At 64.8% G+C, this 23,771-nt stretch carries 20 protein-coding genes; 16 read left to right on the plus strand and 4 right to left on the minus strand.

From position 1 onward, the window contains the following. The first annotated feature begins 4 nt into the window (after positions 1-4). The 5 genes from AC1DSF_RS12185 (at position 5) to AC1DSF_RS12205 (ending at position 5,381) form a co-directional block, all read left to right on the plus strand. Entirely contained in the window at positions 5-1,387 is a 1,383-nt protein-coding gene (locus tag AC1DSF_RS12185) for a formimidoylglutamate deiminase (RefSeq protein WP_478182894.1), read from the plus strand. A 5-nt stretch (positions 1,388-1,392) separates the two neighbouring features. Beyond that, positions 1,393-2,211, plus strand: coding sequence for an N-formylglutamate deformylase (gene hutG, locus AC1DSF_RS12190; protein ID WP_478128438.1), 819 nt, complete (start codon positions 1,393-1,395; stop codon positions 2,209-2,211). Between the two features lie 10 nt (positions 2,212-2,221). Continuing rightward, entirely contained in the window at positions 2,222-3,349 is a 1,128-nt protein-coding gene (locus AC1DSF_RS12195; protein WP_478128437.1) for a histidinol-phosphate transaminase, read from the plus strand. Between the two features lie 58 nt (positions 3,350-3,407). Continuing rightward, positions 3,408-4,451, plus strand: a complete 1,044-nt coding sequence (locus AC1DSF_RS12200; RefSeq protein WP_478182908.1) for a homocysteine S-methyltransferase family protein — start codon at positions 3,408-3,410, stop codon at positions 4,449-4,451. Positions 4,452-4,625: 174 nt separating this feature from the next. Next, on the plus strand, positions 4,626-5,381 hold the full coding sequence (locus tag AC1DSF_RS12205; RefSeq protein WP_478128436.1) for an SH3 domain-containing protein: 756 nt from the start codon (positions 4,626-4,628) through the stop codon (positions 5,379-5,381). Between the two features lie 33 nt (positions 5,382-5,414). On the opposite strand, the gene AC1DSF_RS12210 is transcribed toward AC1DSF_RS12205, so the two are convergent. Beyond that, a complete protein-coding gene (locus AC1DSF_RS12210) occupies positions 5,415-6,293 on the minus strand; it encodes a LysR family transcriptional regulator (RefSeq protein WP_478182895.1) in 879 nt (292 codons plus the stop codon). A gap of 122 nt (positions 6,294-6,415) precedes the next feature. Between AC1DSF_RS12210 and AC1DSF_RS12215 the strand changes: the two genes are divergently transcribed. From AC1DSF_RS12215 to AC1DSF_RS12235, 5 genes are all read left to right on the plus strand, one after another. Beyond that, a complete protein-coding gene (locus tag AC1DSF_RS12215; protein WP_478182896.1) occupies positions 6,416-6,853 on the plus strand; it encodes a PACE efflux transporter in 438 nt (145 codons plus the stop codon). Positions 6,854-7,108: 255 nt separating this feature from the next. Next, entirely contained in the window at positions 7,109-9,859 is a 2,751-nt protein-coding gene (gene metH / locus AC1DSF_RS12220; RefSeq protein WP_478182897.1) for a methionine synthase, read from the plus strand. A gap of 52 nt (positions 9,860-9,911) precedes the next feature. Continuing rightward, positions 9,912-11,684: an ArnT family glycosyltransferase gene (locus AC1DSF_RS12225; RefSeq protein ID WP_478182898.1), complete on the plus strand. Its 1,773-nt coding sequence runs from the start codon at positions 9,912-9,914 to the stop codon at positions 11,682-11,684. After that, a complete protein-coding gene (locus AC1DSF_RS12230; RefSeq protein ID WP_478128431.1) occupies positions 11,668-12,630 on the plus strand; it encodes a glycosyltransferase family 2 protein in 963 nt (320 codons plus the stop codon). Before AC1DSF_RS12225 ends, AC1DSF_RS12230 begins: the two co-directional genes overlap by 17 nt. Further along, positions 12,627-13,010 carry a GtrA family protein gene (locus tag AC1DSF_RS12235; protein WP_478182899.1) on the plus strand — a complete coding sequence of 128 codons (384 nt, stop codon included), beginning with the start codon at positions 12,627-12,629 and terminating at the stop codon, positions 13,008-13,010. The genes AC1DSF_RS12230 and AC1DSF_RS12235 overlap by 4 nt, the downstream gene beginning before the upstream one ends. 216 nt (positions 13,011-13,226) lie before the next feature. On the opposite strand, the gene AC1DSF_RS12240 is transcribed toward AC1DSF_RS12235, so the two are convergent. From AC1DSF_RS12240 to AC1DSF_RS12250, 3 genes are read right to left on the minus strand one after another with little or no spacing between them, the layout of a single operon-like run. Further along, positions 13,227-14,414: an amidohydrolase family protein gene (locus AC1DSF_RS12240; RefSeq protein WP_478182900.1), complete on the minus strand. Its 1,188-nt coding sequence runs from the start codon at positions 14,412-14,414 to the stop codon at positions 13,227-13,229. Continuing rightward, positions 14,360-15,118, minus strand: coding sequence for a TetR/AcrR family transcriptional regulator (locus AC1DSF_RS12245; RefSeq protein WP_478144859.1), 759 nt, complete (start codon positions 15,116-15,118; stop codon positions 14,360-14,362). The genes AC1DSF_RS12240 and AC1DSF_RS12245 overlap by 55 nt, the downstream gene beginning before the upstream one ends. Positions 15,119-15,152: 34 nt before the next feature. After that, positions 15,153-15,926: a ferredoxin--NADP reductase gene (locus AC1DSF_RS12250; RefSeq protein WP_478128427.1), complete on the minus strand. Its 774-nt coding sequence runs from the start codon at positions 15,924-15,926 to the stop codon at positions 15,153-15,155. A gap of 229 nt (positions 15,927-16,155) precedes the next feature. Here AC1DSF_RS12250 and AC1DSF_RS12255 point away from each other — a divergent pair, with 229 nt between their 5' ends. From AC1DSF_RS12255 to AC1DSF_RS12280, 6 genes are all read left to right on the plus strand, one after another. Then, the gene (locus AC1DSF_RS12255) at positions 16,156-17,784 is read left to right on the plus strand and encodes a 6-hydroxynicotinate reductase (RefSeq protein ID WP_478182901.1); all 1,629 of its coding nucleotides are present in this window, start codon (positions 16,156-16,158) and stop codon (positions 17,782-17,784) included. 117 nt (positions 17,785-17,901) lie between these two features. Next, positions 17,902-18,825, plus strand: coding sequence for a UPF0280 family protein (locus AC1DSF_RS12260; RefSeq protein ID WP_478182902.1), 924 nt, complete (start codon positions 17,902-17,904; stop codon positions 18,823-18,825). A gap of 21 nt (positions 18,826-18,846) precedes the next feature. Next, positions 18,847-19,488 carry an amino acid synthesis family protein gene (locus AC1DSF_RS12265; RefSeq protein ID WP_478128424.1) on the plus strand — a complete coding sequence of 214 codons (642 nt, stop codon included), beginning with the start codon at positions 18,847-18,849 and terminating at the stop codon, positions 19,486-19,488. Positions 19,489-19,615: 127 nt separating this feature from the next. After that, positions 19,616-20,200 (plus strand): amino acid synthesis family protein, encoded by a 585-nt coding sequence (locus AC1DSF_RS12270; RefSeq protein WP_478182903.1) that lies wholly within the window; start codon positions 19,616-19,618, stop codon positions 20,198-20,200. 69 nt (positions 20,201-20,269) lie between these two features. Then, the gene (locus AC1DSF_RS12275) at positions 20,270-21,478 is read left to right on the plus strand and encodes an ABC transporter substrate-binding protein (RefSeq protein ID WP_478128422.1); all 1,209 of its coding nucleotides are present in this window, start codon (positions 20,270-20,272) and stop codon (positions 21,476-21,478) included. Between the two features lie 198 nt (positions 21,479-21,676). Continuing rightward, positions 21,677-23,596, plus strand: a complete 1,920-nt coding sequence (locus AC1DSF_RS12280) for an ABC transporter permease (protein ID WP_478182904.1) — start codon at positions 21,677-21,679, stop codon at positions 23,594-23,596. Positions 23,597-23,771: the final 175 nt, after the last annotated feature.

Here is a 23,771-nt window from a genome sequence, read left to right on the forward strand (position 1 = left end):
AAGGATGCCATCCCTCTTTGCATCCGATGCGTTGCTGCCGAGCGGTTGGGCGCGCAACGTTCTGCTCGAATGGAATGCCGATGGCGTGCTGTCCGCCGTCACGCGCGATCACGCGCCAGCCGCCAATTTGCCGCGCGCTGCCGGACCGGTGCTGCCCGGCATGCCCAATCTTCATTCGCACGCATTCCAGCGCGCCTTCGGTGGGCTGACCGAGTTTCGCGGCGCGGCGCCGGACAGCTTCTGGAGTTGGCGGACGCTGATGTACCGCTTCGCGGCAAGGATCTCGCCGGACCAGGTCGAGGCGATCGCCACCTGGCTCTACATCGAGATGCTCGAAGCCGGCTACACGTCGGTGTGCGAGTTCCACTACCTGCATCACCATCTGGATGGCAAACCGTACGCTGACGATGCGACCCTGGCATTGGCGCTGCTCAGGGCGGCAGCACGTGCGGGCATCGGCATGACGCTGCTGCCCGTGCTGTATCAGACCAGTGGCTTCGGCGCTCTGCCGCCGAGCGAGGAACAGCGGCGCTTCATTCGCTCGACGGATTCAATGCTGAGGCTGTTGGAGCGGCTGCGCCCACTGTGCGAGGTTCAGGGTGCACGGCTCGGCGTTGCGCCGCATTCGCTGCGAGCGGTGCCGCCGGACAGCTTGCGAAATGTGCTCGAGGGGCTGGATGCGATCGATGCCACGGCGCCCATCCACATTCACATTGCCGAACAGACGGGCGAAGTCGACGCGAGCATTGCATGGAGCGGCCAACGCCCGGTGGCATGGCTGCTCGACCACGCGAAGGTCGATGCGCGCTGGTGCCTGGTGCATGCAACGCATATGGATGCGGATGAATACCGCCGCGCTGCCGCCAGCGGGGCTGTGGCGGGCCTGTGCCCCACCACCGAGGCCAACCTGGGCGACGGCATCTTCGATTTCGAGGCATGGCGCGCGGGCGGCGGCCGCTGGGGCGTGGGCTCCGACAGCCATGCCTGCGTCAATGCGGCGGAGGAACTGTTGATGCTGGAGTACGGGCAACGGCTCGCCACGCGGCAACGCAATGTAGGTGCCGACGCGGCGCACCGCGACGTCGCAACCGCCCTGACGCTTGCGGCCGTACAGGGCGGGGCGCAGGCATCGGCCCGCGCCGTCGGCGGACTCGCTGCGGGTCAGCAGGCTGACTTCATCGTGCTCGACCCGTCGCACATCGCACTGCAAGGGCTTTCCGCGCAGGACATGCTCTCCGCGCACGTGTTCGCGAGCCATCGCACCTCTGCGATCGGCAGTGTCCAAGTTGCCGGCAAGACCCGGACAAGCGCCGGCCGCCATGTTGCTCACGACGAAGCCGCAGCCGCGTTCGTGGCAGCGCGCAGCCAACTTCTCGCCAAGGATTGAACGAAATGCCTTTCACGACGACCGAGCCTCCTTTCCGCTTCCGCCGCGGCACGCGCCCGCTGTTGATTTCCATGCCGCACGTGGGCACGCACGTGCCGCCGTCCATCGCTGCGCGCCTGAGCGATGAGGCACGCCATGTGCCCGACACCGACTGGCATCTGGAGCGCCTCTATGACTTCGCCGACGAACTCGGCGCCTCGGTGCTCGTGGCAACGCACTCGCGCTACGTCGTCGACCTCAACCGTCCCCCGGATGGCGCCAGCCTCTATCCCGGGCAGAGCGTCACCGGCCTGTGCCCCGTGGACACCTTCGACGACACCGCGCTTTATCCGGCGGGCGATGTTCCTGATGCCGCGGAGATCGCCGAACGGCGCGATGCCATCTGGCAGCCCTACCACCGACAGCTCGCCGACGAACTCATGCGCATCAAGGCGGAGCACGGCATTGCCATGCTGTGGGACGCGCACTCGATCCGATCGGTGCTTCCGCGCTTCTTCGAGGGCAAGCTGCCCGATCTCAATCTGGGCACCGCGCAGGGCGCAAGCTGCGATCGCGCCGTGGCCGAAGCGCTGCTGGGCATCGCCAAGCAGGCACCCGGCTTTACCAGCGTGCTCAATGGCCGCTTCACCGGCGGCTACATCACGCGGCATCACGGGCGACCGTCGCAAGGCGTGCATGCCGTGCAGCTCGAAATGACCCAGTGCAGCTATATGCAGGAATCACTTCCGTTCGACTATTTGCCGGAACGCGCCGCGCTCGTGAAGCCGCACCTGCAGCGCATGCTGGCCGCCATGCTCGACTTCGCCGCGTCGCGTCAAGGTTGAGGTAATCACTATGAACGCATCCGTCATCCGCGAGCTCGTGCGCCCCGAGGTGCCCACGCTGCCACCTTACAACGCCGGCTTGTCGTCCGAGGCCGTGCGCTCGCGTTACGGCGTCGATCGCATCGCACGCCTTGCCAGCAACGAGAACCCGTTTGGCGCGAGCCCGGCGGTTGCGCGCGCACTCGCCGACCTGGCGCTGCGGGTGGGCACGTACCCCGATGCAAACTGCACGGCATTGCGCACGGCCATCGCCGAGGGCACGGGCGCGCGTGCCGAAGAGATCGTGATCGGCAATGGTTCCGAATCGATCTTGCAGATGCTCTGCCAGGCCTTTCTGTCGCCCGGCGATCGCGTCCTCACGCAGCGTCCCGCGTTCGGCCTGCACGAGATCTATCCGCGCATGATGGGTGCGCAGGTCGAACTGCTGGCGCTCACGCCATCGCTTGAATACGACCTGGACGCATGGTGCGAAGCTCTCACGCGCGGACCGAAGATCGCGATGATCGCCAACCCGTCGAACCCGGTCGGCTGCATGTTCGACGGGCGTGCCTTCGCGCAACTGCTGTCCGCCACGCCTGCCGGTACGCTGCTGGTGATCGACGAGGCCTACTATGAGTACGCACGGCTCGCTGACGGCTTTCCCGACGCGCTGGCCGCGCTGCGGGCGCAACAACGTCCGTGGATCGTGCTGCGCACCTTCTCCAAGGCCTGGGGGCTTGCGGGGCTGCGCGTGGGCTATGGCATCGCATCCGATGCTTCGCTCATCCAGTGGCTCGACCGCGTGCGCACGCCGTTCAATGTCAACGAGGCGGCACAGGCCGCCGCGCTGGCCGCATGGAGCGACGAATCTTTCATGGCGAAAGCCGTCGAAGAAACCGTGAGGCAGCGCGAGTTGCTGGTGCAGCAACTGCATGCGATGAACGTGCCTGGACTGCGCATTGCGCCGTCCGCAGCCAACTTCCTGTTCATTGACCTGGCGCGGCCGAACGGCCCTGTGAACGAGGGGCTGCTGCAACGCGGCGTCATCGTCAAGCCATGGAAGGACGCCGGCTTCGAAAACTACATTCGCGTTTCGATCGGCTCGGACGTCGACAACGCGCACTTTCTCCAGGCGCTCGGCGAGATCGTCGACGGATAGACAGCCGCCAAGACCCGCCGCCGGAGAGGGAGGAATGACGCTTCCTACAATCGGCCCCATGAAGCCCATCGCCTACACCCGCGCGCAGCAACTGCCGGAGATCCTGAGCCAACGCATCGCCATCCTCGATGGTGCAATGGGCACGATGATCCAGCGCTTCAAGCTGACGGAAGAACAGTACCGGGGCGAACGCTTCAAGGACTTTCCGCGCGACGTGAAGGGCAACAACGAACTGCTCTCGCTGACGCGCCCCGACGTGATCCGCGACATCCACGAAGGCTATCTGGCGGCCGGCGCCGACCTGATCGAGACCAACACCTTCGGCGCGACCCGCATCGCGCAGGAGGACTACAAGATGGCCGATCTCGCGCGCGAGATGAACTTCGAGTCCGCCAAGCTCGCGCGCGCTGCCTGCGACAAGTTCAGCACGCCGGACAAGCCACGCTTCGTCGCCGGCGCCCTCGGCCCGACGCCCAAGACCGCCAGCATCAGTCCCGACGTGAACGATCCCGGCGCGCGCAACGTGAGCTTCGAAGAGCTGCGCCAGTCCTATTACGAGCAGGTCGAGGCGCTGGTGCAGGGCGGTGCCGACGTGCTGCTGGTCGAGACGATCTTCGACACGCTCAACGCGAAGGCCGCGCTGTTCGCGATTGACGAGTACTTCGAGGCCAGCGGCGAGCGGCTTCCACTGATCATCAGCGGCACGGTGACCGACGCTTCAGGCCGCATCCTCAGCGGCCAGACGGTCACTGCCTTCTGGCACAGCGTGCGCCATGCGCGGCCGCTGGCCATCGGCCTGAACTGCGCGCTGGGCGCAGCGCTGATGCGGCCCTACATCCAGGAGCTGGCCCGCGTGGCGGACGACACCTTCATCAGCTGCTATCCCAATGCGGGATTGCCCAATCCGATGAGCGAGACTGGCTTCGACGAAACACCCGACGTCACCTCGCGCCTGCTTCACGAATTCGCGGCCGAGGGGCTGGTGAACATCGTCGGCGGCTGCTGCGGCACGACGCCCGAGCACATCGCGGCCATCGGGCAAGCGGTTGCACCCATTGCAGGCCGCGCGCTGCATCGCGCCGGCTATCGCGAAGCGGCTTGAGTGCATCGCACCTGGCCGCTTGTGAAGCCGAGGTGAAGAAGCTCTCCAAACGTGGACGCGGTGCACGGCAGCGCGCGATTTGCCGTTGTGTGTTGACTGGACGTCGCGATGGCCGATTGACATCGTCTTGGCGGCGCAACTAACCTGTCTGGCAGAAGAAAAGGAACTCCCTACATGCAGAAAACGACTTGGCGATGGGTCGGCATCGGCACCATTGCCTTGGCGCTTCCGCTGGCTGCAGCCGCGCAAGACGCCTTTACGCGGGGGGCCGTCAATCTCCGCGCGGGACCTTCGAGCTCGTATCCGCTGGTCGCCACCCTGGCGCCCGGCCAGTCGGTCCAGGTGATGGGCTGCACCAGCGGCTACGGCTGGTGCGACGTGGTGTTGCCAGACGGACTTCGGGGATGGGCCTACGCGGGCAGCCTCGACTATGCCTATCAGGAGCAACGTGTGCCGCTCGCCGGTTATGGCGCAGTGATCGGCGTGCCGATCGTGACCTTTGCGATCGGCAGCTACTGGAACAACTACTACCGCGACCGCCCCTGGTACAACCAGCCGCGCTGGTGGGGCGGCCGGCCGCCACCGCCGCCAGTGCCCGGTTGGCGCCCGCCGCCGCCGCCGGTGCCGGGATGGCACCCCAATCCATGGCCGGGCGGGGCTCACCCTGGATATCGACCGCCCCACGGAATCCGTCCGCCCCCGCCTGCCGTCCGACCATTGCCGGCGGCAGGGGTCCGCCCACCGCATAGTCCGGGCTACAGGCCCCCGGGGCCGCCGCCCGGCAACGGATTCCAGCCACATGGTGGCCGTCCGCCGGGGCAGCCGCATGGGAATGGGCAGGGCGGCCACGGGCAGGGCCGCGGGGGAGACCGCAATCACAACGGCAATGGTGGCAACCAAGGTCACGGCCACGGCCATGGCGACCGGTGAATGGGGGTTAATGGGGTGAATGGGCCTTGCGGCTCAACGCTTCATCAGCTCGACGAAACGCTGGGCGCCAAGCCCCAAGGGCCGCTCACGCGACCAGACGACGTCCACCCACAAGTCCAGCCCATTCGATAGATTGACGAAGGGGATCTCCACCAATGCGCCGGCCGCCACGTGCGGCCGGGCAAAGTTGCGCGGCAGCCAACCCCATCCGAGCCCGGCGGTGATCAGGCTCAGCGCGGCCAATGCGTTGTCGGTCCGCCAGACATGCCGGGCGAAGACAAAGCGTGGATCCTTGGTCGCGAGATCGCGGCCGGCGACCACAATCTGGCGGGTTGTCGTCAAGTGCTCTGCGCTCAGCCGCCCGCCGGCGCCGATCAGTACCGGATGGTCGGGCGCCATGACGGCCACCATCGTGTCGCTCGCCACTTCCTGAAAGCCTTCGCGGCCGTCGAGGCTTGGCCGCTCGAAGACCAGCGCGAGCTGCGCTCGCCCGCTGTGCAGGAGGCTGAGCGCATCCTCCTGCGGGGCGGCAAGCACTTCCACTTCGAGCAGCGGGAACTCATTCGCCAGGACTGCAAGGGGCGCGCTCCACGGCGCCGCCAGCAGCTCCGGCGCGATCGCCAGCGTCAGGCGGCTCTCCAGGCCCTGCGTCAACGCCAGGGCCTGCACCTGGAGCTGCTTGAGTTGCGACGCGAGCAAACGCGCTTGCGGTTCGAGCGAACGCGCAGCGTCCGTGGGCTGGGGTTCGCGGCCGCTGCGGTCGAAAAGCTGGAGATCGAGCTCGGCTTCCAGGTTCGATATGCCCATGCTCACTGCCGAGGGGACGCGCCCCAGTGCGCGGGCAGCGGCCGAAAACGAGCCGTGATCGAGCACGGCGAGAAACACCCCTACGTTGTCGCTGGAAAAGCTCACGGTGCGCCCGATCTATCAATAGAACTGAAGGAAGATGACTTTATATGTCAGTTGAAGGCACATAAAGTCCTCCCTATTCCAATACCCATTCCGGTACCACAGCAACCAACGGGATCGATTTCATGCAAGGGTTCAAGCGTCGCGTCGTCTACATCACGCTCTACGAGGGCATCGCCATCGTCGCGGCAAGCGCCGGGCTGGCCGTGATGTCGGGGCAGGGGCTTGGTCACTCGGGGGTGCTCGCCGTCATCGCCTCGGCAATCGCCGTGCTGTGGAACCTGAGCTTCAACGCGCTCTTCGAGCGATGGGAATCGGCACAGATCGTCCGGGGCCGCAGCGTGAAGCGGCGAATCGCCCACGCGCTGGGATTCGAGGGCGGATTGATCGCCTTTCTTGTGCCGGTGTTCGCGTGGTGGCTGGACGTCAGCCTGTGGGATGCGCTGGTGATGGACTTGGGCCTCGTCGTCTTCTTCCTCATCTACACCTTCGTCTTCAACTGGGCGTTCGACGCCATCTTCGGCCTGCCCGCATCGGCGGCCACTTCCGCTCAGCCGGCGTAAAATCCGCCGCTCCCAAGGAGCGTTGCAGCGCAGCCGCCTTCCATAGAGTCTTTACAGACGGCCGCGCCAGGCTTGGGCTATCTCTCCTCTTGCTCCGTGCGCCGCGCCGACCAGAGATGCCGCAGAACTGGCTTTGCCAGGCTGCCGGCATCGCCCCCGGAAGAGGGTAGGCGAAGCGACACGAAGTGCGCGAAGCCTGGGGGTGAGCAATGTCACAACGACGCTCGCCTGATCCGAAGTTAAGCAGGTGAGCCCATGTCCTCCGATTCTTCTCCAGTCCTCGTCCCTCCGATGAAACTGTCCGGCCTCGAGCCGGTGCAGATCGGCGAGGGTGCCTTGTTCGTCAACATCGGCGAGCGCACCAACGTCACCGGCTCCAAGGCATTCGCGCGAATGATCCTGAACGGCCAGTTCGAAGACGCCCTGGCGGTCGCGCGCCAGCAGGTCGAGAACGGCGCCCAGGTCATCGACATCAATATGGACGAGGCCATGCTCGACAGCAAGGCCGCCATGGTGCGCTTCCTGAACCTGATCGCCAGCGAGCCGGACATCGCGCGCGTGCCGATCATGGTCGACAGTTCGAAGTGGGAAGTCATCGAGGCCGGCCTGCGCTGCATCCAGGGCAAGGGCATCGTGAACTCGATCAGCATGAAAGAGGGTGAGGATCAGTTCCGCCACCATGCGCGCCTGCTGCGGCGATACGGCGCGGCCGCGGTCGTCATGGCCTTCGACGAGAAGGGCCAGGCCGACACCTACCAGCGCAAGATCGAAATCTGCGAACGTGCATATCGCATCCTGGTCGACGAGATCGACTTCCCGGCCGAGGACATCATCTTCGACCCGAACATCTTCGCGATCGCCACGGGCATCGAGGAGCACAACAACTACGCTGTCGATTTCATCAACGCCACGCGCTGGATCAAGGAAAACCTGCCCGGCGCGAAGGTGTCGGGCGGCGTCTCCAACGTGAGCTTCAGCTTCCGCGGCAACGACCCGGTGCGCGAAGCCATCCACACCGTGTTCCTGTACCACGCGATCAAGGCGGGCATGGACATGGGCATCGTCAATGCCGGCATGGTGGGCGTCTACGACGACCTGGAGCCCGAACTCCGCGACCGTGTCGAGGACGTCGTGCTCAACCGCCGGTCCGATGCCGGCGAGCGCCTCGTCGAAGTCGCGGAGACCGCAAAGAGCGGCGCCAAGGACGAGAGCAAGAAGCTCGAATGGCGCGGCACGCCGGAGCACCCCGTGCATGTCAACCAGAGGCTGTCGCACGCCATGGTGCACGGCATCACCGACTTCATCGTCGAAGATACCGAAGAGGCCTACCAGCAGATCCTTGCCAAGGGCGGCCGCCCACTGCACGTGATCGAAGGCCCGCTGATGGACGGCATGAACATCGTCGGCGACCTGTTCGGACAGGGCAAGATGTTCCTGCCGCAGGTGGTGAAGTCCGCGCGCGTGATGAAGTCGGCCGTCGCCCACCTCATCCCCTACATCGAGGAAGAAAAGCGCCAGGACGAGGCGGCCGGCCGCGATGTGCGGACGAAGGGCAAGATCGTTATCGCCACGGTGAAGGGCGACGTGCACGACATCGGCAAGAACATCGTCACGGTCGTGCTCCAGTGCAACAACTTCGAGGTGGTGAACATGGGCGTGATGGTCCCGTGCCACGAGATCCTCGCGCGCGCAAAGGTCGAAGGCGCCGACATCGTCGGGCTGTCGGGCCTCATCACGCCGAGCCTTGAAGAGATGCAGTACGTTGCCGGCGAGATGCAGAAGGACGAGCATTTCCGCATCCGCAAGATCCCGCTGCTGATCGGCGGTGCGACCACCAGCCGCGTGCACACGGCGGTCAAGATCGCACCGCACTATGAAGGCCCGGTCGTCTATGTGCCTGACGCGTCGCGCAGCGTGAGCGTGGCCCAGTCGCTGCTGTCCGAGCAGGCGGCGAACTACATCGACGAGATCAATGCCGACTACGACAAGGTGCGGCAACTGCACGCCAACAAGAAGCAGGTGCCGCTATGGCCGCTTGCGAAGGCACGCGCCAACAAGACGCCGATCGACTGGTCGGGCTATGTGCCGCCGGTGCCGAAGTTCATCGGCCGGCGCGTGTTCCGCAACTTCGATCTCACGGAGCTTGCCAAGTACATCGACTGGGGACCGTTCTTCCAGACCTGGGACCTGGCGGGTCCTTTCCCCGCGATCCTGAAGGACGAAATCGTCGGCACCGAAGCCGTGCGCGTGTATGCCGATGGCCAGCGCATGCTCAAGCGACTCATCGAAGGCCGCTGGCTCACGGCGAGCGGCGTGATCGGCTTCTGGCCGGCCAATACGGTGAACGACGATGACATCGTGCTCTACACCGACGAGTCCCGCACCGAGGCGGCGCTCACCTGGTACGGGATGCGCCAGCAGACGGAAAAGCACGTGATCGACGGAGTGACTCGTCCCAGCCGGTGCCTTGCGGACTTCGTCGCACCGCGCGAGAGCGGGCTTGCCGACTACGTGGGCATGTTCGCGGTGACGGCCGGCCTTGGCGTGGAGAAGAAGGAAAAGTATTTCATCGACGATCTCGACGACTACTCGGCCATCATGCTCAAGGCACTGGCCGACCGGCTGGCCGAAGCTTTCGCCGAGGCGCTGCACCATCGCGTGCGCACCGACCTCTGGGGCTACGCGCCCGATGAGGGACTGTCCAACGAAGACATGATCGCGGAGAAATACCGCGGCATCCGGCCCGCGCCTGGCTATCCGGCTTGCCCCGACCACAGCGTCAAGCGGCCGATGTTCGATCTCCTGAATTGCGCGGAAGTCGGCATGACGCTCACGGACAGCCTTGCCATGATGCCGGCCGCCAGCGTCAGCGGCTTCTACCTGAGCCATCCCGATTCGACTTACTTCAATGTCGGCAAGATCGGGCACGACCAACTGCAGGACCAGGCAGCGCGACGCAAGGAAAGCGAAGCACATCTCGAGCGGCTGTTGGCGCCGAACCTTTGACACGGCCAGCCGGCATGAAAGACCGGCACTGGGAGGACCTATTCAAAAGCTGATGTTTGCGGCCGCGCACTATGCGGCTCTGGCGGTCTTTGTCGCTGCCTGCTGGGGATTCGGAAGAGCGCTCCTGGTGCGCCTGGGTGCGCCGCCGCGGCGGGATGTCTGGCTCGAGGCGGCGATCGCCGTCGCGGCCGGGATCGGCATCTTCATTTGCATCTTTCAGGCATTTGCCATTGCGCACCAGCTCACGGCGGGCGTGGTGGTCGCGGCGGTGGTTGTCGGTGTGGTCACTGCGATCCCTCAGGTGCCCGGCTGGCTGCGCCAGGTGAAAGCACGCGAGGTCTCGCCGCAGCTTTCCTGGCTGGAAAAGCTCGGCTTGATCGTCGTGGCAGTGGTCGCCGTGCCGACGCTGGTGGCGCCCCTTGCGCCGCCCGCGGTCTTCGACGAGCTGATGTACCACCTCCCCTATGCGCGAGAAGTCGCTGAGAGCGGGTCGCTGGGCATCTACGAGTGGCTGCGCTATCCCTGGTTTCCGTACAACTTCAACTTGCTGTTTGCGGGCGCGCTGCTCGTCCGGGGCGACGTGTTCCCGCACTTCCTGAGTGCGCTCGCGGGCTGGGTTTCGGTGCTGATCGTCTATCGCCTCGGCGTGATGCACATCAACCGCGTGGTTGCCTGCGTCGGCGCGGCGATCTGGCTGGGGATCGGCGATTACACCAGCGCGCTCATCGACATGAGCGTGGCGCTTTTCGTGCTCGCCGCCTGCGCATGCCTGTGGTGGTGGCGCGAGACGCCGGCGCCGCGGCCTGCGCGCTGGCTCGCGCTGTCGGCATTCTTCCTAGGCGTCGCCGTCGGCTCCAAGTACCAGGCGCTGACGGTGATGCCGCTGCTCGGGATTTTCGTGCTCTGGCATGAGCGCCGCCCGCGCGTCATCGCGCTGGCGCTGCTGTGCTTTCTGGCCCCGTGCGTGTACTGGTATGCGCGCAATGCCATCCAGACGGGCGACCCGTTCAATCCCATCGGCGCGCGCATCTTCGGCTTTACCAACTGGAATGCCCAGGACTACAAGCTTCAACTGCAGGATGTGCGCGACCATTCGTCATTGCCGAATGGCTTCATCTGGGCCGTTCTGGCGGTTCCGTTCAGTGCCTACTGGAAGCGCTCTCCGGCCTTGCGTGCGGCGCTGGTTTTCTGCGCGTATTCGCTCTTTGTCTGGAGCCTGACTTCACGTTACCCGCGCTACCTGACGGCGTCCTTTCCGTTGCTCGCGCTGACGGCTGCCGTGGGGTGGCAAGCCATCTTCAGTGCTATCTCCGCGCGCCTGCGCCGAGCCATGCCCGCTCTCGACCGCAGTGGCGGACTCGATCGCGCGGGCCGGTGGTTTGCGGTGATCCTGCTGGCGGCGGGTGTCGGCGTGATCCTTCACCTGACGCGCATCAAGGCCGCGACGGTGGCGGCCACACCCCTGCAACGCGAAGCCTTCCTGCGCTCTCGCGTGCCCGGCTATGAAGTCATGAAATATCTGCGGGAACACGCGACCGGCCGCGTCTACCAGGTCGCCCTCAGCGAGGCGACATACTACGGACCGAGTCCGGTATGGGGCGACGCGCTCGGGCCTTGGCGCTATGCCGACTTCATCGCGCTTCCTCCGGCGGAGTACGCCCGCAAACTTGCCGACCTGGGATTCGAGGCCATGGCCGTGTCTGCCGCGACCGTGCCGGTCCTGGAAGCGCAGCCGGGTTTCCATGATCATTTCGCGGTGATGTACGAAAAGGACAATGCCAAGGCCTACCGGATCCTCGACGACAAGAATGACCGCAAACCCTGAACCACGCGCCCTGCGCATCGCCGCCGTGATCCCCTGCTTCAACGAGGCATTGGCGATCGCGCAAGTCATCGAGGAATTCCGTGCGGCATTGCCGGAAGCCGAGATCCACGTCTTCGACAACAACTCCACCGACGACACGGCCGAGGTGGCCGCCGCCCATGGTGCGTGGGTGACGCATGTCGCGCTTCGGGGCAAAGGCAACGTGGCGCGGCGCATGTTCGCGGACGTCGAGGCGGATGTCTACGTGATGGCCGATGGCGACGCCACCTATGACGTCGGCGAGGTACGGCGGCTCATCGGCATGCTGGTGGATGGCAATCTGGACATGGTGGTCGGTTCGCGCGTCGATGACGGCGCGGACGTGCAGACCTACCGGCGCGGCCACCGCTTTGGCAATCGCTTGCTGACCGGTGCTGTTGCGGCCCTCTTCGGCGGGCACCTGACCGACATGCTGTCGGGTTATCGCGTGTTTTCCCGACGCTATGCCAAGTCGTTTCCGGCGGTGTCGAAGGGCTTCGAGATCGAGACCGAACTCACCGTCCACGCGCTGGAGCTGCGCATGCCCTTTGCGGAAGTGCCCGTTCTCTATCGCTCGCGGCCGGAGGGATCGGAGAGCAAGCTCTCGACCTACCGTGACGGCTGGCGAATCCTGAAAACGATCTGCAAGCTCTTCGTGAGCGAACGGCCGCTGCTGTTCTTCAGCGCGTTCGCGGCTGTGCTGGCCCTGTTGTCGATCGTGCTGGCGGAGCCGCTGGTCGTCACGTATTTCGAGACGGGGCTGGTTCCTCGTTTGCCGACAGCCGTCCTGGTGACCGGCACCATGCTGGTCGCCATGTTGTCCTTTGTGTGCGGCGTCGTGCTGCACACCGTGACCATCGGCCGGCAGGAGGCCAAGCGGCTGCGCTACCTCGCGATTCCGGGCGTGCGGCATCGCTCGGCCCCATGAAGGCCGGCAAGGAATTCCTGTCGTTCGCACTGGTCGGCGTGATTGGCTTCGGCGTCGACGTCGGAGTGCTGTACCTGCTGGCGCCGTACGCCGGCTGGTATGGCGCGCGGGTGGTCTCCTTCATCGCCGCGGCCACGGTGACCTGGCTGCTCAACCGGCATTTCACCTTCAAGGAACGGCGCTCAGGCGCATCGGTCCTTCGCGAATACACGCACTACCTGCTGACCATGGTCGGCGGTGCGTTGGTCAACTACGCGGCTTACGCGTTGACGCTCCATTGGATCGGCGGGCCGCTCGCACCCGCGCTCGGCGTCGCGATGGGAAGCTGCGCGGGCCTCGCAGTGAATTTCCTGTCCGCCCGTCATCTGGTCTTCAAGTAAACCCGGCCAAGCCGGACCCCTTCCAGAAACACCGCGGAACCGGCTTTGCCGGGCCGCCGGTGTTGCCCCCGGCAGGGGGTAGGCGAAGCGACACGAAGTGCGCGAGCCTGGGGGCGAGCAACAGGAACACCGCGGAACCGGCTTTGCCGGGCCGCCGGTGTTGCCCCCGGCAGGGGGTAGGCGAAGCGACACGAAGTGCGCGAGCCTGGGGGCGAGCTAAATGACCACCGGAACCTCGGTGGCTGGTGGCGTGTTACGGCTGCGCCCGCAGCGCACGATGCCGTCGATCATCACCATGCCCACGCCCGGTATGTCGCCGAGCTGAACGCTTTCGAGCAGCGTCTTGCCGGCGGTGTGCTGCGCGCGGTCCATGAAGACGAAATCTGCGGCGCGGCCGACTTCGATCAAACCGCAGTTGAGCTTGCGAATGCGCGCCGTGTTCCCCGTCGCAAAGCAGAACACCAGTTCGGCCGGGATGTTCGCGAGCGATGACAACAGCGAGATCATGCGCAGGATGCCCAGCGGCTGGACCCCTGACCCGGCCGGCCCGTCAGTGCCGAGGATGATGCGGTGCGGACACTTGAGATCGAGCGCCGCCTTTGCCGCGGCGATGGCGATGCGCTCGTTGCCGTTGTGCACGATCTCGATCGCGCGCGACGACTTCTCGCACAGCTCGCAGACGTGCGCCTCGGGCAGCGCCGTGTGCCCGCCGTTGATGTGCCCGATGACGTCGGCATCGGCTTCGAGCACCACGTCCTTGTCGATCAGGCCCGAGCCCGGGATGGACGGGCCGCCCGTGTGGATCGTGCTCTGGATGCCGTACTTGCGTGCCCAGGCGACCATCTCCTTCGCCTCGTAGCCGGCCTTGACCGAACCCAGGCCGACTTCGCCGAGCAGCCCGACGCCGGCTTCGGCCATCTCCTTGAAGTCGCTCTCGACCATTCCTTTTTCGATCACCGGCGCACCCGCGAGCACCTTCACGCCGCCGGGGCGAAAGTTGTCGAAAGCACGCTGAGCGGTGATGGCCAGCGCCTTCACGCCGACGATGTCCTTGGGGCGGCCGGGGAGATGCACTTCGCCGGCGGAAATCATGGTGGTCACGCCGCCGTTCATGGTCGAGTCGATCCAGCCGATCTGGCCCTGGCGCGGGGTCCAGTCGCCGAAGACCGGATGCACGTGGCTGTCGATGAGGCCCGGCGCGACGCAGGTTTTCTTCGCGTCGATCGTGATGTGCGCGCCTTCGAGATCGCAGTCCTTTTCCTTGCCGAACGCGACGATCAGGCCATCGTTCACGATGATGGTGTCGGCGTCGAGGATGGGCTGGTCGATGTCGCCCGAAAGCAGCAGACCTATGTTCCGGATGACGACCTTGCCCGACTTTGCGGCGGTTGCGACTTCTGCCATGTCTTTACCTCGTGAGATGTGGATTCTTCATCTGGAGCGCCGACGTCGACGGCGCGCAGCACCGTTTCGATGACGAAGTTCTCCCAGTGCGTGACCGCTTCCGCGCTCTCCAGCGGCTCGCCGAGGAACGCGGTCAGCGTGTGCCGGTTCGACGTGTAGAAATAACCCGTCGATGCAATCAGAAGGTACAGATCGCGTGCGGCCACATCGTCGCGGAACAAGCCCTGTTCGACACCGCTTTCGACGATCTCCTGAATGATCGAAATGGCGCGCGACGAATACTCGCGCGCTCGCAGCGACTTCGCGATGTGCCGCCCCTTGTGCAGGTTCTCGGTGTTGAGCAGCGTCACGAAATCAGGATTGCGGCGGTAGTAGCCGAGCACGAAGCGGATCACCGCCGTGAGCGATTCCACCGGCCGCGTCGCGTCGAGATCGAGCGCTGCCTCGGCATCGTCCATGCGCCGATAGATGCCTTCGAGCACCGCGATGAACAGGCCTTCCTTGCTGCCGAAGTAGTAGTAGATCATCCGGTCGTACGACTTGGCCGCTTTCGAGATCTTCTCGACACTGCCGCCTTCGTAGCCGTATTTGGCGAACACCTTGGTGGCGGCGCGCAGGATGCTCTCGCGCGTGGCCTGCGCCGCCGCCTCGCGCACGCCGGTGCGGCGCTGAGGCTTTCCTGCGGCCGGCTTGCGTTCGGTCATCGGCGTCTTGCGGCGTTTTCCAGGCGGTCCGGCATCACTTTTCAGCGAAGGCGCGCTCGACCACGAAGTCACCGGGCGTGGATGTATTGCCTTCCTTGAACCCGCGGCCTTCGAGGATGTGCTTCAAGTCGACGAGCAGCCCGGGGCTGCCGCACAGCATGACGCGGTCTTCCGCTGCATTGAGCGGCGGCAGGCCGAGATCGTCGGTCAGCTTGTTGGTCTCGATCAGGTCCGTGATGCGACCCATGTTGCGGAATTCCTCGCGCGTCACGGTCGGGTAGTAGAGCAACTGCTTCTCGATCATCTCGCCCAGGATTTCATGCTTGGGAAGGTGATCGGTCACGAGGTCGTGATAGGCGAGTTCGTCAATTTGCCGCACGCCGTGCACCAGGATGACCTGCTCGAACTTCTCGTAGGTGTCCGGGTCCCGGATGATGCTCATGAAGGGTGCCAGGCCGGTGCCGGTGCCGAACAGATACAGCCGCTTGCCGGGCAGGGTGTAGTCGATCAGCAATGTGCCGGTGGGCTTGCGGCCGACGATGATGGTGTCGCCCACCTGGATGTGCTGGAGCTTCGAGGTGAGAGGGCCTTCCTCCACCTTGATGCTGAGGAACTCCAGATGTTCCTCGTAGTTCGGGCTCACGATGCTGTAGGCGCGCAGCAGAGGCTTGTTGTTGACCTTCAGCCCGATCATCGTGAAATGGCCATTGGAAAAACGCAGGGCCGGATCGCGCGTGGTGGTGAAGGTGAACAGGCGGTCGGTCCAGTGGTGGACGCTCAACACACGTTCTTCGCTGAATGCACTCATAAGGGTCAGGAATGGTTATGAACGAAAAAGGGATGCCCTATTGTCGATCACGGGCGCCCACGAAAACACCATTGCAAGCTTCGGACCTGTTTGCTACATTGATTCTCGCCAATGTAGTGATTGCCACATGAAAGTGTAGGGAATGCTACACAAACGGGACGTCCGGCACAAGCGGGCTCCCGGCACAGATGTTGCACACCTTGCGAGACCTACGAACCGATTGCCTGCGATGACTGAACACACCAAGACAGACGGATTGCCCGGCATGGACGTGCCTGTATTGCCCATGGCGCCAGAGCCCCTGGGCCGATCGCCGCTGCGCAACGAGCGCATGAGCACCAGCAAGGTGGAGTGCAACGCGTGCCCCGTGCTCTGCCAGATCTCCGATGGCCGCACGGGCGCGTGCGACCGCTATGCCAACAAGGACGGCATTCTGGTGCGGGTCGATCCGGTGGTGCTGCTCAGGCGCGAGCTTGCCAGCGAATCGCCTGCGCTCGTGCCGTTCGCCCGGGACGCCGCCGCGGCGGACGCGCCCGAAGCCGTTGAAAAGAACGACCCCGACTGGAGCGGCGATCTCCTCCTTGCCGACGAGGTTTTCGTGACTGGCGTCGGCTCGTCGACCACCTACCCTGACTACAAGCCCGCGCCCTTCATCGTCGCGTCGAAGGCGCAGGGCGTGGACATGGTCACGGTGGTGACCGAAGGCATCTTCAGCTACTGCAGCTTCAAGGTGAAGATCGACACCGATCGCTTTCTCGGCGCGGAGCAGGCCAATGTGCGGTATCGCGGCGAAGTCATCGGCCACGTCACCACCGCGGAATACGGCTCGCAGATGCTGTCGCTCGGAGGCGTGCACCACCTCACGGGTGGCAGCAAGAAGGAAGGCCGCATGACGATGGAGCTGATGCAGTTGCTCGGCAACAAGAAGGCGGTCGAATGCGTGATCGACGGCGGCGCCAGCATGGTGATTCAGGCGGGCAAGGCGCCCATCGTCAACGGCGTCGAAGAACAGCGGATGCGCGTCGGCTGTGGCTCGGCGGCCATCGGCATCTTTGCGCGTCAGCTTTTCGGGCACGCGGATGAAGTGGTGGTCGTCGACGATCACATCACCGGCGTGCTGACCGAACACCAGGCCGGCCGCTGCCTGGACATGCCGGCTTCGGGCATCCAGATGCGCGGACGCAAATCAACGCCGGGGCGCTATTTCCAGGTTGCCAATCCCGGCAATGGGTGGGGCGGCACCGACATCGACGATCCGCTGTCGATCATCGAAGGTTGGGAAGAGGGCGTGGCGCGTCCCGGGTTGCGTCTGCTGATGACATCGACCACGGGTGAGCATGCGCAGTGGTATGTGCTGGACGACGATCTGCGGCCTGTCGAGCAGCAGATGCCTGCCGAGGTGCGGCGCATCGTCGAGCGCATCGGCGAGAACTGCGAGCCTTCGCTGTGCAGCGTGCTCTTCCTCGGCGGCGCGGGCGGCAGTTTGCGCGCGGGCGTGACTGAGAACCCGGTCCTGCTGACCCGCGCCATCAAGCGCGCGCTGGTCAACGTGACGTGCGGTGGCGCGCCGGCCTACGTGTGGCCCGGCGGTGGCATCACGGTGATGGCCGATGTGCTTCGCATGCCCGACAACAGCTTCGGAACTGTTCCCACGCCGGCCATCGTTGCGCCCATCGAATTCAGCATGCGACGCGAGGACTACGCCGCGCTGGGCGGTCACATGGAGCATGTGTTCACGCTGCAGCAGGCGCTCGCCCGTGGGGCCTGGCAGGACGACGGTGCGCCTCTGTCGCGCCGCTGGCTGCCCATGGATGCCGCCAACCCCTGGCCCCTCGGCCAGCCACCCATGCTCGGGTAGCATGTTGGCCCCCCGGCTTGCCACTGCGTGTGCTTCGCCACCCCCCGAGGGGGAGGCGCGGCTCGCCTTGGGGCGGCCCGGCGGCGGCGGCCTTTTTGCCGCAGGAAAGGTTTGGGCATGACTGCCGAACGCGCATTGCTCGATGGGGGGCGCTGGCACCTCCATCACGGGCCGATCGACATCGTGGCGGAGGCGCATGGCGATCCGGTCGAGGTTGCCGTGGCGCATGAGCTCGCGTGGCGGCGCTTTGGCGGTGTGCTCGACGAGTTGGTGGGCGAGCTGCCCTTGCTGCGTCAACCCGTAGGCGCGGATTGCGATCTGCGTGGCGTGATTGCGCGGCGCATGTGGCAGGCGTGTGCGCCGTTCCGCGAAGCCTTCATTACGCCGATGGCTGCGGTGGCGGGTTCGGTGGCGCAGGAACTCATCGGCTGCTATCAACGGTCGGGCATCGAGCGCGCCTGGATCAACAACGGCGGCGACATCGCGTTGCATCTCGCAGATGGCCATTCCGTGCGCGTGGGGCTCTTCGCAGATCTCGCCCGCTTCGATCTGCGCGATGCGGGCCCGCTCGCAACCGATGGCCAGTTCGAAGTCACCGCCGACATGCCGGTGCGCGGTGTCGCCACCAGCGGTTGGCGCGGACGAAGCTTCTCGCTCGGGATTGCCGACAGCGTGACAGTGCTCGCTGCCACAGCCGCCCAGGCCGACGCGGCGGCGACGGTGATCGCAAACGCCGTCAACGTCGAAGACCCAGGCATTCATCGCAACCCGGCGAGCGCGTGCAAGGACGACAGCGACCTCGGCGACATCCCGGTCACGACCGAAGTCGAGACCTTGCCGCCCGCGCAGGTGCGCCGCGCACTCGCCGCCGGCGAGGCGCGCGCCGAGGCGCTGCAGCGGGCAGGCCTGGTGAGTTCGGTCGTGCTCGTTTGCCAGGGGCAGTGGCGGGTGATTCAACCTTTAAGCTCGCAGGCTCCGCTCACTGCATCGCAAATCGATGCAAGCGTCGCGGCCGATGCAGTTGGTTCAGTATTTGCTTAACGAAAAGCAGGACTTCTGTTCATGATCGATATACGTCGTGTCTTCACCCAGGTCGAGCACATCCATCACGAGTTCGGGCCGCGCGCCGCGACCCCGCTGGTGCGTGGCGCGATAGCCGCGGTGCTGACCAATCCTTTTGCCGGCCGCTACGAGCCGGACATCCTTCCGATGATGAAGCTGCTCGACCCAGTAGGTCTCGAGATGGCGCATCGACTGCGCGCGGCAATGGACGTGCCGGTGGAGCGCATCGCCACCTATGGCAAAGGCGCCATCGTTGGCGCTGCCGGCGAACTGGAGCACGGCGCGCTCTGGCACGTGCCGGGCGGCTACGCCATGCGAGAGCTGCTCGGATGGAAGGGCGACCGCGATGCATATCGCCAAGGCAAGGCCGAGGAGAAATCAGGCCAGCCCGGCAATGCGCTTTCGATCGTGCCGTCGACCAAGAAAGTCGGGCCGCCAGGCGCGGCGCTGGACGTGCCGCTCACCAACATCAACGCCAGCTACGTGCGCGGTCAGTTCGATGCCATCGAAGTGCGCGTGCCTGGTGCGCCGGCTGCCGACGAGATCGTGTTCATCCTCGCGATGAGCACGGGTTATCGCGTTCATGAACGCGTAGGCGGCCTCCGGGCCGAAGACATCAGCAAGTGGGATGGGTTGAGATGACCCCCCAGTCTTCGCGCACTTCGTGTCGCTGCGCCAACCCCCCTGAAAGGGGGGCAACACCAGCGGCCCGGCGGAGCCGGTTCCGCGGTGTTTCTTGAATGAAGACAGAAATTACGAAGGACAGGATATGACCGCAAGTATTCGCAAACTCGTTATTCAGGTTGACGAGACGCGCAAGGAAATGGGCAAGGCTGTCGAGCCGCCGACTCGTCGTGCCGTGGCCATTGCTGTTATCGACAACCCGTATGCCGGTCGGTACAGCGAGTCGCTCGATGAACTGATCGCGATCGGAGAAGAACTCGGTGCGCTGCTGGGCCGGAAGGCGGTTGCGGCGCTGGGCATCGAGCCTGGTCAGGCACAGAGCTACGGCAAGGCAGCGATCGTCGGCGAAGCCGGCGAACTGGAGCACGCCGCGGCCATCCTCCATCCGAAGCTCGGAGCGCCGCTGCGCGTGGCGGTGGAGAAGGGCGCTGCGCTCGTGCCTTCGGCCAAGAAGCGCGGCACGCTGGGCACTGCCATCGATGTGCCGCTCGGGCACAAGGATGCCGCCTTCGTCCGAAGCCACTTCGATGCCATCGAAGCGCGTGTGTCGGATGCACCGCGCGCCAACGAGATCGTCGTCGCCGTCGCGGTGACCGACAGCGGGCGACCGCTGCCGCGCATTGGCGGATTGCAGGTTTCTGAAATCAAGGGTGAAGACGGTCTCCGTTGAATCGCTTCGTCACTCTCGTATCTCTCTCGCCACTTCGTCCCTTTTCTTTTCGTTCTCAAGGAGCTCTCGATGAATCAACTGCGCTTTGCCTTCACTGCAGCGGCGCTGGCCTCGCTGATCACCACGCTCGTTCCCGCGCATGCGCAGGACGTGATCAAGATCGGCGAGATCAACAGCTACAAGGCACAGCCCGCCTTCCTCGAGCCCTACAAGAAGGGAATGGAGCTGGCGGTCGACGAGATCAACGCGGCGGGCGGCGTCAACGGCAAGAAGATCGAGCTCATCAGCCGCGATGACAACGCCAATCCCGGCGATGCCGTGCGTGTTGCCGAAGAACTGGTGTCGCGCGACAAGGTCGACCTGATCGCCGGCACCTTCCTGTCGAACACCGGCCTGGCAGTGGCCGACTTCGCCAAGCAGAAAAAGGTCTTCTTCCTGGCTGGCGAACCGCTCACCGACAAGCTCACCTGGCAAGGCGGCAATCAATACACCGTGCGACTGCGCCCCGGCACCTACATGCAGGCCGCGATGCTGGTGCCCGAAGCCGCCAAGCTCAAGAAGAAGCGCTGGGCGGTGGTGTACCCCAACTACGAGTACGGCCAGTCCGCGGTGGCCGCCTTCAAGCAGTTGCTGAAGGCTGCACAGCCTGACGTGGAGTTCGTCGCCGAGCAGGCCACGCCACTGGGCAAGGTCGACGCCGGCAGCGTTGTGCAGGCGCTCGCCGACGCCAAGCCGGACGCGATCTTCAACGTGCTGTTTGCGGCCGACCTGTCGAAGTTCGTGCGCGAAGGCAATACGCGCGGCCTGTTCAAGGGCCGCGAAGTGGTGAGCGTGCTGACCGGCGAGCCCGAGTACATGGATGCGCTGAAGGACGAGGCGCCCAACGGCTGGATCGTCACCGGTTACCCCTGGTACGGCATCACCACGCCGGCACACAAGGCCTTCGAACAGGCTTACCAGGCCAAGTACAAGGACTATCCGCGCCTCGGCTCGGTGGTCGGCTACAGCATGATCAAGTCGGCGGCCGCGGGCATCGCCAAGGCCAAGAGCACCGACACCGAGAAGCTGGTCGCGGCCTTCAAGGGCCTGCCGGTCGATACGCCGTTCGGAAAGATCACCTACCGCGCGGAAGACAACCAGTCGACGATGGGCGCCTTCGTGGGCCGCACCAAGAACGAAGGCGGCAAGGGCGTGATGGTGGATTACGTGTATCTGGACGGCGGTGATCCGAAGTACCAGCCTTCGGCTGCTGAGATCAAGAAGTCAAGAACTGATTAGTTGCTCGCCCAGATTCACTGTTGCTCGCCCCCAGGCTGCGCGCACTTCGTGTCGCTTCGCCTACCCCCTGCCGGGGGCGAGCCGGCCGCTTCGGGCGGCCGGGCGCGGCGGCCCTCTGGCGAAGAGTCCGTGGGCGCTTTTGGGGGTCGCTGGCGGAGTACTTGGGCATCTGTAGTTGAGCGTTTAACGGGATGTTGAATGAGCTTTTCGGGATTCATTGTTCAGTTGCTGAATGGGCTGGCTAGCGCGTCGTCGCTGTTTCTGGTGGCGGCGGGGCTGTCGCTGATTTTTGGCGTCACGCGGATCGTGAATTTCGCGCATGGCTCGTTTTTCATGGTGGGCATCTATATCGCCTACACGCTCGTCGACCGGCTGGGCACGGGCGTGGGGTTCTGGCCGGCGCTGGTTCTTGCGGCGTTGGCGGTGGGGGTGCTGGGCGCGTTGATCGAAGTGGTGCTGCTGCGGCGCATCTACAAGGCGCCTGAACTCTTTCAGCTGCTGGCGACCTTTGCGCTGGTGCTGGTGATCAAGGACGCGGTGCTGTACCTGTGGGGGCCCGACGAGTTGCTGGGACCCCGCGCGCCGGGGCTCTCGGGGTCGATCGAGATTCTTGGGCGGCAATTTCCCACTTATGACCTTTTCCTGATCGTCGTCGGCCCGGTCGTGCTCGGGCTTGTCTGGATGCTGCTCACGCGCACGCGCTTCGGCACGCTGGTGCGCGCCGCGACCCAGGATCGCGAGATGGTCAGCGCGCTCGGCGTGAACCAGGCGTGGCTCTTTACGGCGGTGTTTGCGCTTGGGGCGCTGCTGGCGGGCCTCGGCGGCGCGCTGCAGTTGCCGCGTGAACCCGCGACCCTGGAGATGGACCTGAACACCATCGGTGCGGCGTTCGTGGTGGTGGTGGTCGGTGGCATGGGCTCGATTCCCGGGGCCTATGCGGCTGCGCTGCTGATTGCGGAGATCAAGGCGATCTGCATCTGGCTTGGCGTCGTCGATGTTTTCGGGCTCAGCATCTCGTTCTCCAAGCTCACGCTGGTCGTCGACTTTCTGGTGATGGCTGTCGTGCTGGTGTGGCGGCCATGGGGCTTGTTCGGCAAGCCTCAAGCGCCGAGCCGTTATGTCGGCATGCAGGAGGAGCCTTTGCGGCGGCCTGGGAAGGCCTATCTCACGGCGGCTGCCGTGTTCGGCCTCGTGCTGGCGGCGGTTCCGTTCTTCACGGCTGATTCGCCTTACACGACGGTGCTGATGATCGATCTGTTGATCGCGGCGCTGTTCGCCACCAGCCTGCACTTCATCATGGGGCCGGCGGGCATGCATTCGTTCGGCCATGCGGCGTATTTCGGGCTGGGTGCCTACGGCGCGGCCTTGCTGGTTCGCAGCAGCGGAATGCCAATGGAACTGGCATTGATCCTCGCGCCGCTCGTTGCTGCAGTGGGGGCGTTCGTCTATGGGTGGTTTGCGGTGCGCTTGTCAGGCGTCTATCTGGCGATGCTCACGCTGGCATTTGCGCAGATCACTTGGGCGATCACTTATCAGTGGGACAGCTTTACCGGCGGGAGCAATGGGCTCACTGGCGTTTGGCCTTCGGCCTGGTTGGCCAACAAGAACGCCTATTACTGGGTGACGCTGCTGCTGGTGGGGCTGGGCGTGCTGTGGCTGCGGCGCGTGTTGTTTTCTCCTTTTGGGTATGCGCTGCGGGCGGGGCGCGATTCGGCTTTGCGGGCTGACGCGATCGGGATCGATGTGAAGCGGATGCAGTGGGCGGCGTTTGTGATTGCTGGAGGGGCGGCGGGGTTGGCTGGGGCGCTTTATGCGTTTTCCAAAGGGAGTATTTCTCCGGAGTCGCTGAGTGTCGGGAAGTCTGTGGATGGGTTGGTGATGGTGCTGTTGGGGGGGATTCAGACGTTGGCTGGGCCTGTGGTGGGGGCTGTTACTTTTACTTGGCTGCATGACACGGTGGCGCGGAATACGGATTACTGGCGGGCCATGCTTGGCGGGATTATTTTGCTGTTGGTGTTGTTGTTTCCTCAGGGGATTGCTGGGTTTGCCAAGCAGGTGTTTGAGCGGAAGCGGAGGCCTTTTGGGGGGAAGGGGTTGGAGCGGGAGGCTGAGGCGTGATCGTGATTGGGTGTTCTTTTTTGGGGGCTGTTGGCCGGGACTCGCCCCGGCGGGCGACTTACTTTTCTTTGGGTCGCCAAAGAAAAGTAAGCAAAAGAAAGGCGACCCCACTGTGCGCGTCCCTGCGCTTCGCTTCGGGCAACCTGCGGTGCTCGCTTCAGGCGGGGTCCGCGCG

This window comes from Variovorax sp. 01N429 (assembly GCF_056399425.1).

What these genes read in the sequence shown, in the direction of transcription:
- AC1DSF_RS12185 (WP_478182894.1), top strand. Translation starts at nt 5, where the DNA reads ATGCCATCCCTCTTTGCATCCGATGCGTTGCTGCCGAGCGGTTGGGCG.
- hutG (WP_478128438.1), top strand. Translation starts at nt 1,393, where the DNA reads ATGCCTTTCACGACGACCGAGCCTCCTTTCCGCTTCCGCCGCGGCACG.
- AC1DSF_RS12195 (WP_478128437.1), top strand. Translation starts at nt 2,222, where the DNA reads ATGAACGCATCCGTCATCCGCGAGCTCGTGCGCCCCGAGGTGCCCACG.
- AC1DSF_RS12200 (WP_478182908.1), top strand. Translation starts at nt 3,408, where the DNA reads ATGAAGCCCATCGCCTACACCCGCGCGCAGCAACTGCCGGAGATCCTG.
- AC1DSF_RS12205 (WP_478128436.1), top strand. Translation starts at nt 4,626, where the DNA reads ATGCAGAAAACGACTTGGCGATGGGTCGGCATCGGCACCATTGCCTTG.
- AC1DSF_RS12215 (WP_478182896.1), top strand. Translation starts at nt 6,416, where the DNA reads ATGCAAGGGTTCAAGCGTCGCGTCGTCTACATCACGCTCTACGAGGGC.
- metH (WP_478182897.1), top strand. Translation starts at nt 7,109, where the DNA reads ATGTCCTCCGATTCTTCTCCAGTCCTCGTCCCTCCGATGAAACTGTCC.
- AC1DSF_RS12225 (WP_478182898.1), top strand. Translation starts at nt 9,912, where the DNA reads ATGTTTGCGGCCGCGCACTATGCGGCTCTGGCGGTCTTTGTCGCTGCC.
- AC1DSF_RS12230 (WP_478128431.1), top strand. Translation starts at nt 11,668, where the DNA reads ATGACCGCAAACCCTGAACCACGCGCCCTGCGCATCGCCGCCGTGATC.
- AC1DSF_RS12235 (WP_478182899.1), top strand. Translation starts at nt 12,627, where the DNA reads ATGAAGGCCGGCAAGGAATTCCTGTCGTTCGCACTGGTCGGCGTGATT.
- AC1DSF_RS12240 (WP_478182900.1), bottom strand. Translation starts at nt 14,414, where the DNA reads ATGGCAGAAGTCGCAACCGCCGCAAAGTCGGGCAAGGTCGTCATCCGG.
- AC1DSF_RS12245 (WP_478144859.1), bottom strand. Translation starts at nt 15,118, where the DNA reads ATGACCGAACGCAAGCCGGCCGCAGGAAAGCCTCAGCGCCGCACCGGC.
- AC1DSF_RS12250 (WP_478128427.1), bottom strand. Translation starts at nt 15,926, where the DNA reads ATGAGTGCATTCAGCGAAGAACGTGTGTTGAGCGTCCACCACTGGACC.
- AC1DSF_RS12255 (WP_478182901.1), top strand. Translation starts at nt 16,156, where the DNA reads ATGACTGAACACACCAAGACAGACGGATTGCCCGGCATGGACGTGCCT.
- AC1DSF_RS12260 (WP_478182902.1), top strand. Translation starts at nt 17,902, where the DNA reads ATGACTGCCGAACGCGCATTGCTCGATGGGGGGCGCTGGCACCTCCAT.
- AC1DSF_RS12265 (WP_478128424.1), top strand. Translation starts at nt 18,847, where the DNA reads ATGATCGATATACGTCGTGTCTTCACCCAGGTCGAGCACATCCATCAC.
- AC1DSF_RS12270 (WP_478182903.1), top strand. Translation starts at nt 19,616, where the DNA reads ATGACCGCAAGTATTCGCAAACTCGTTATTCAGGTTGACGAGACGCGC.
- AC1DSF_RS12275 (WP_478128422.1), top strand. Translation starts at nt 20,270, where the DNA reads ATGAATCAACTGCGCTTTGCCTTCACTGCAGCGGCGCTGGCCTCGCTG.
- AC1DSF_RS12280 (WP_478182904.1), top strand. Translation starts at nt 21,677, where the DNA reads ATGAGCTTTTCGGGATTCATTGTTCAGTTGCTGAATGGGCTGGCTAGC.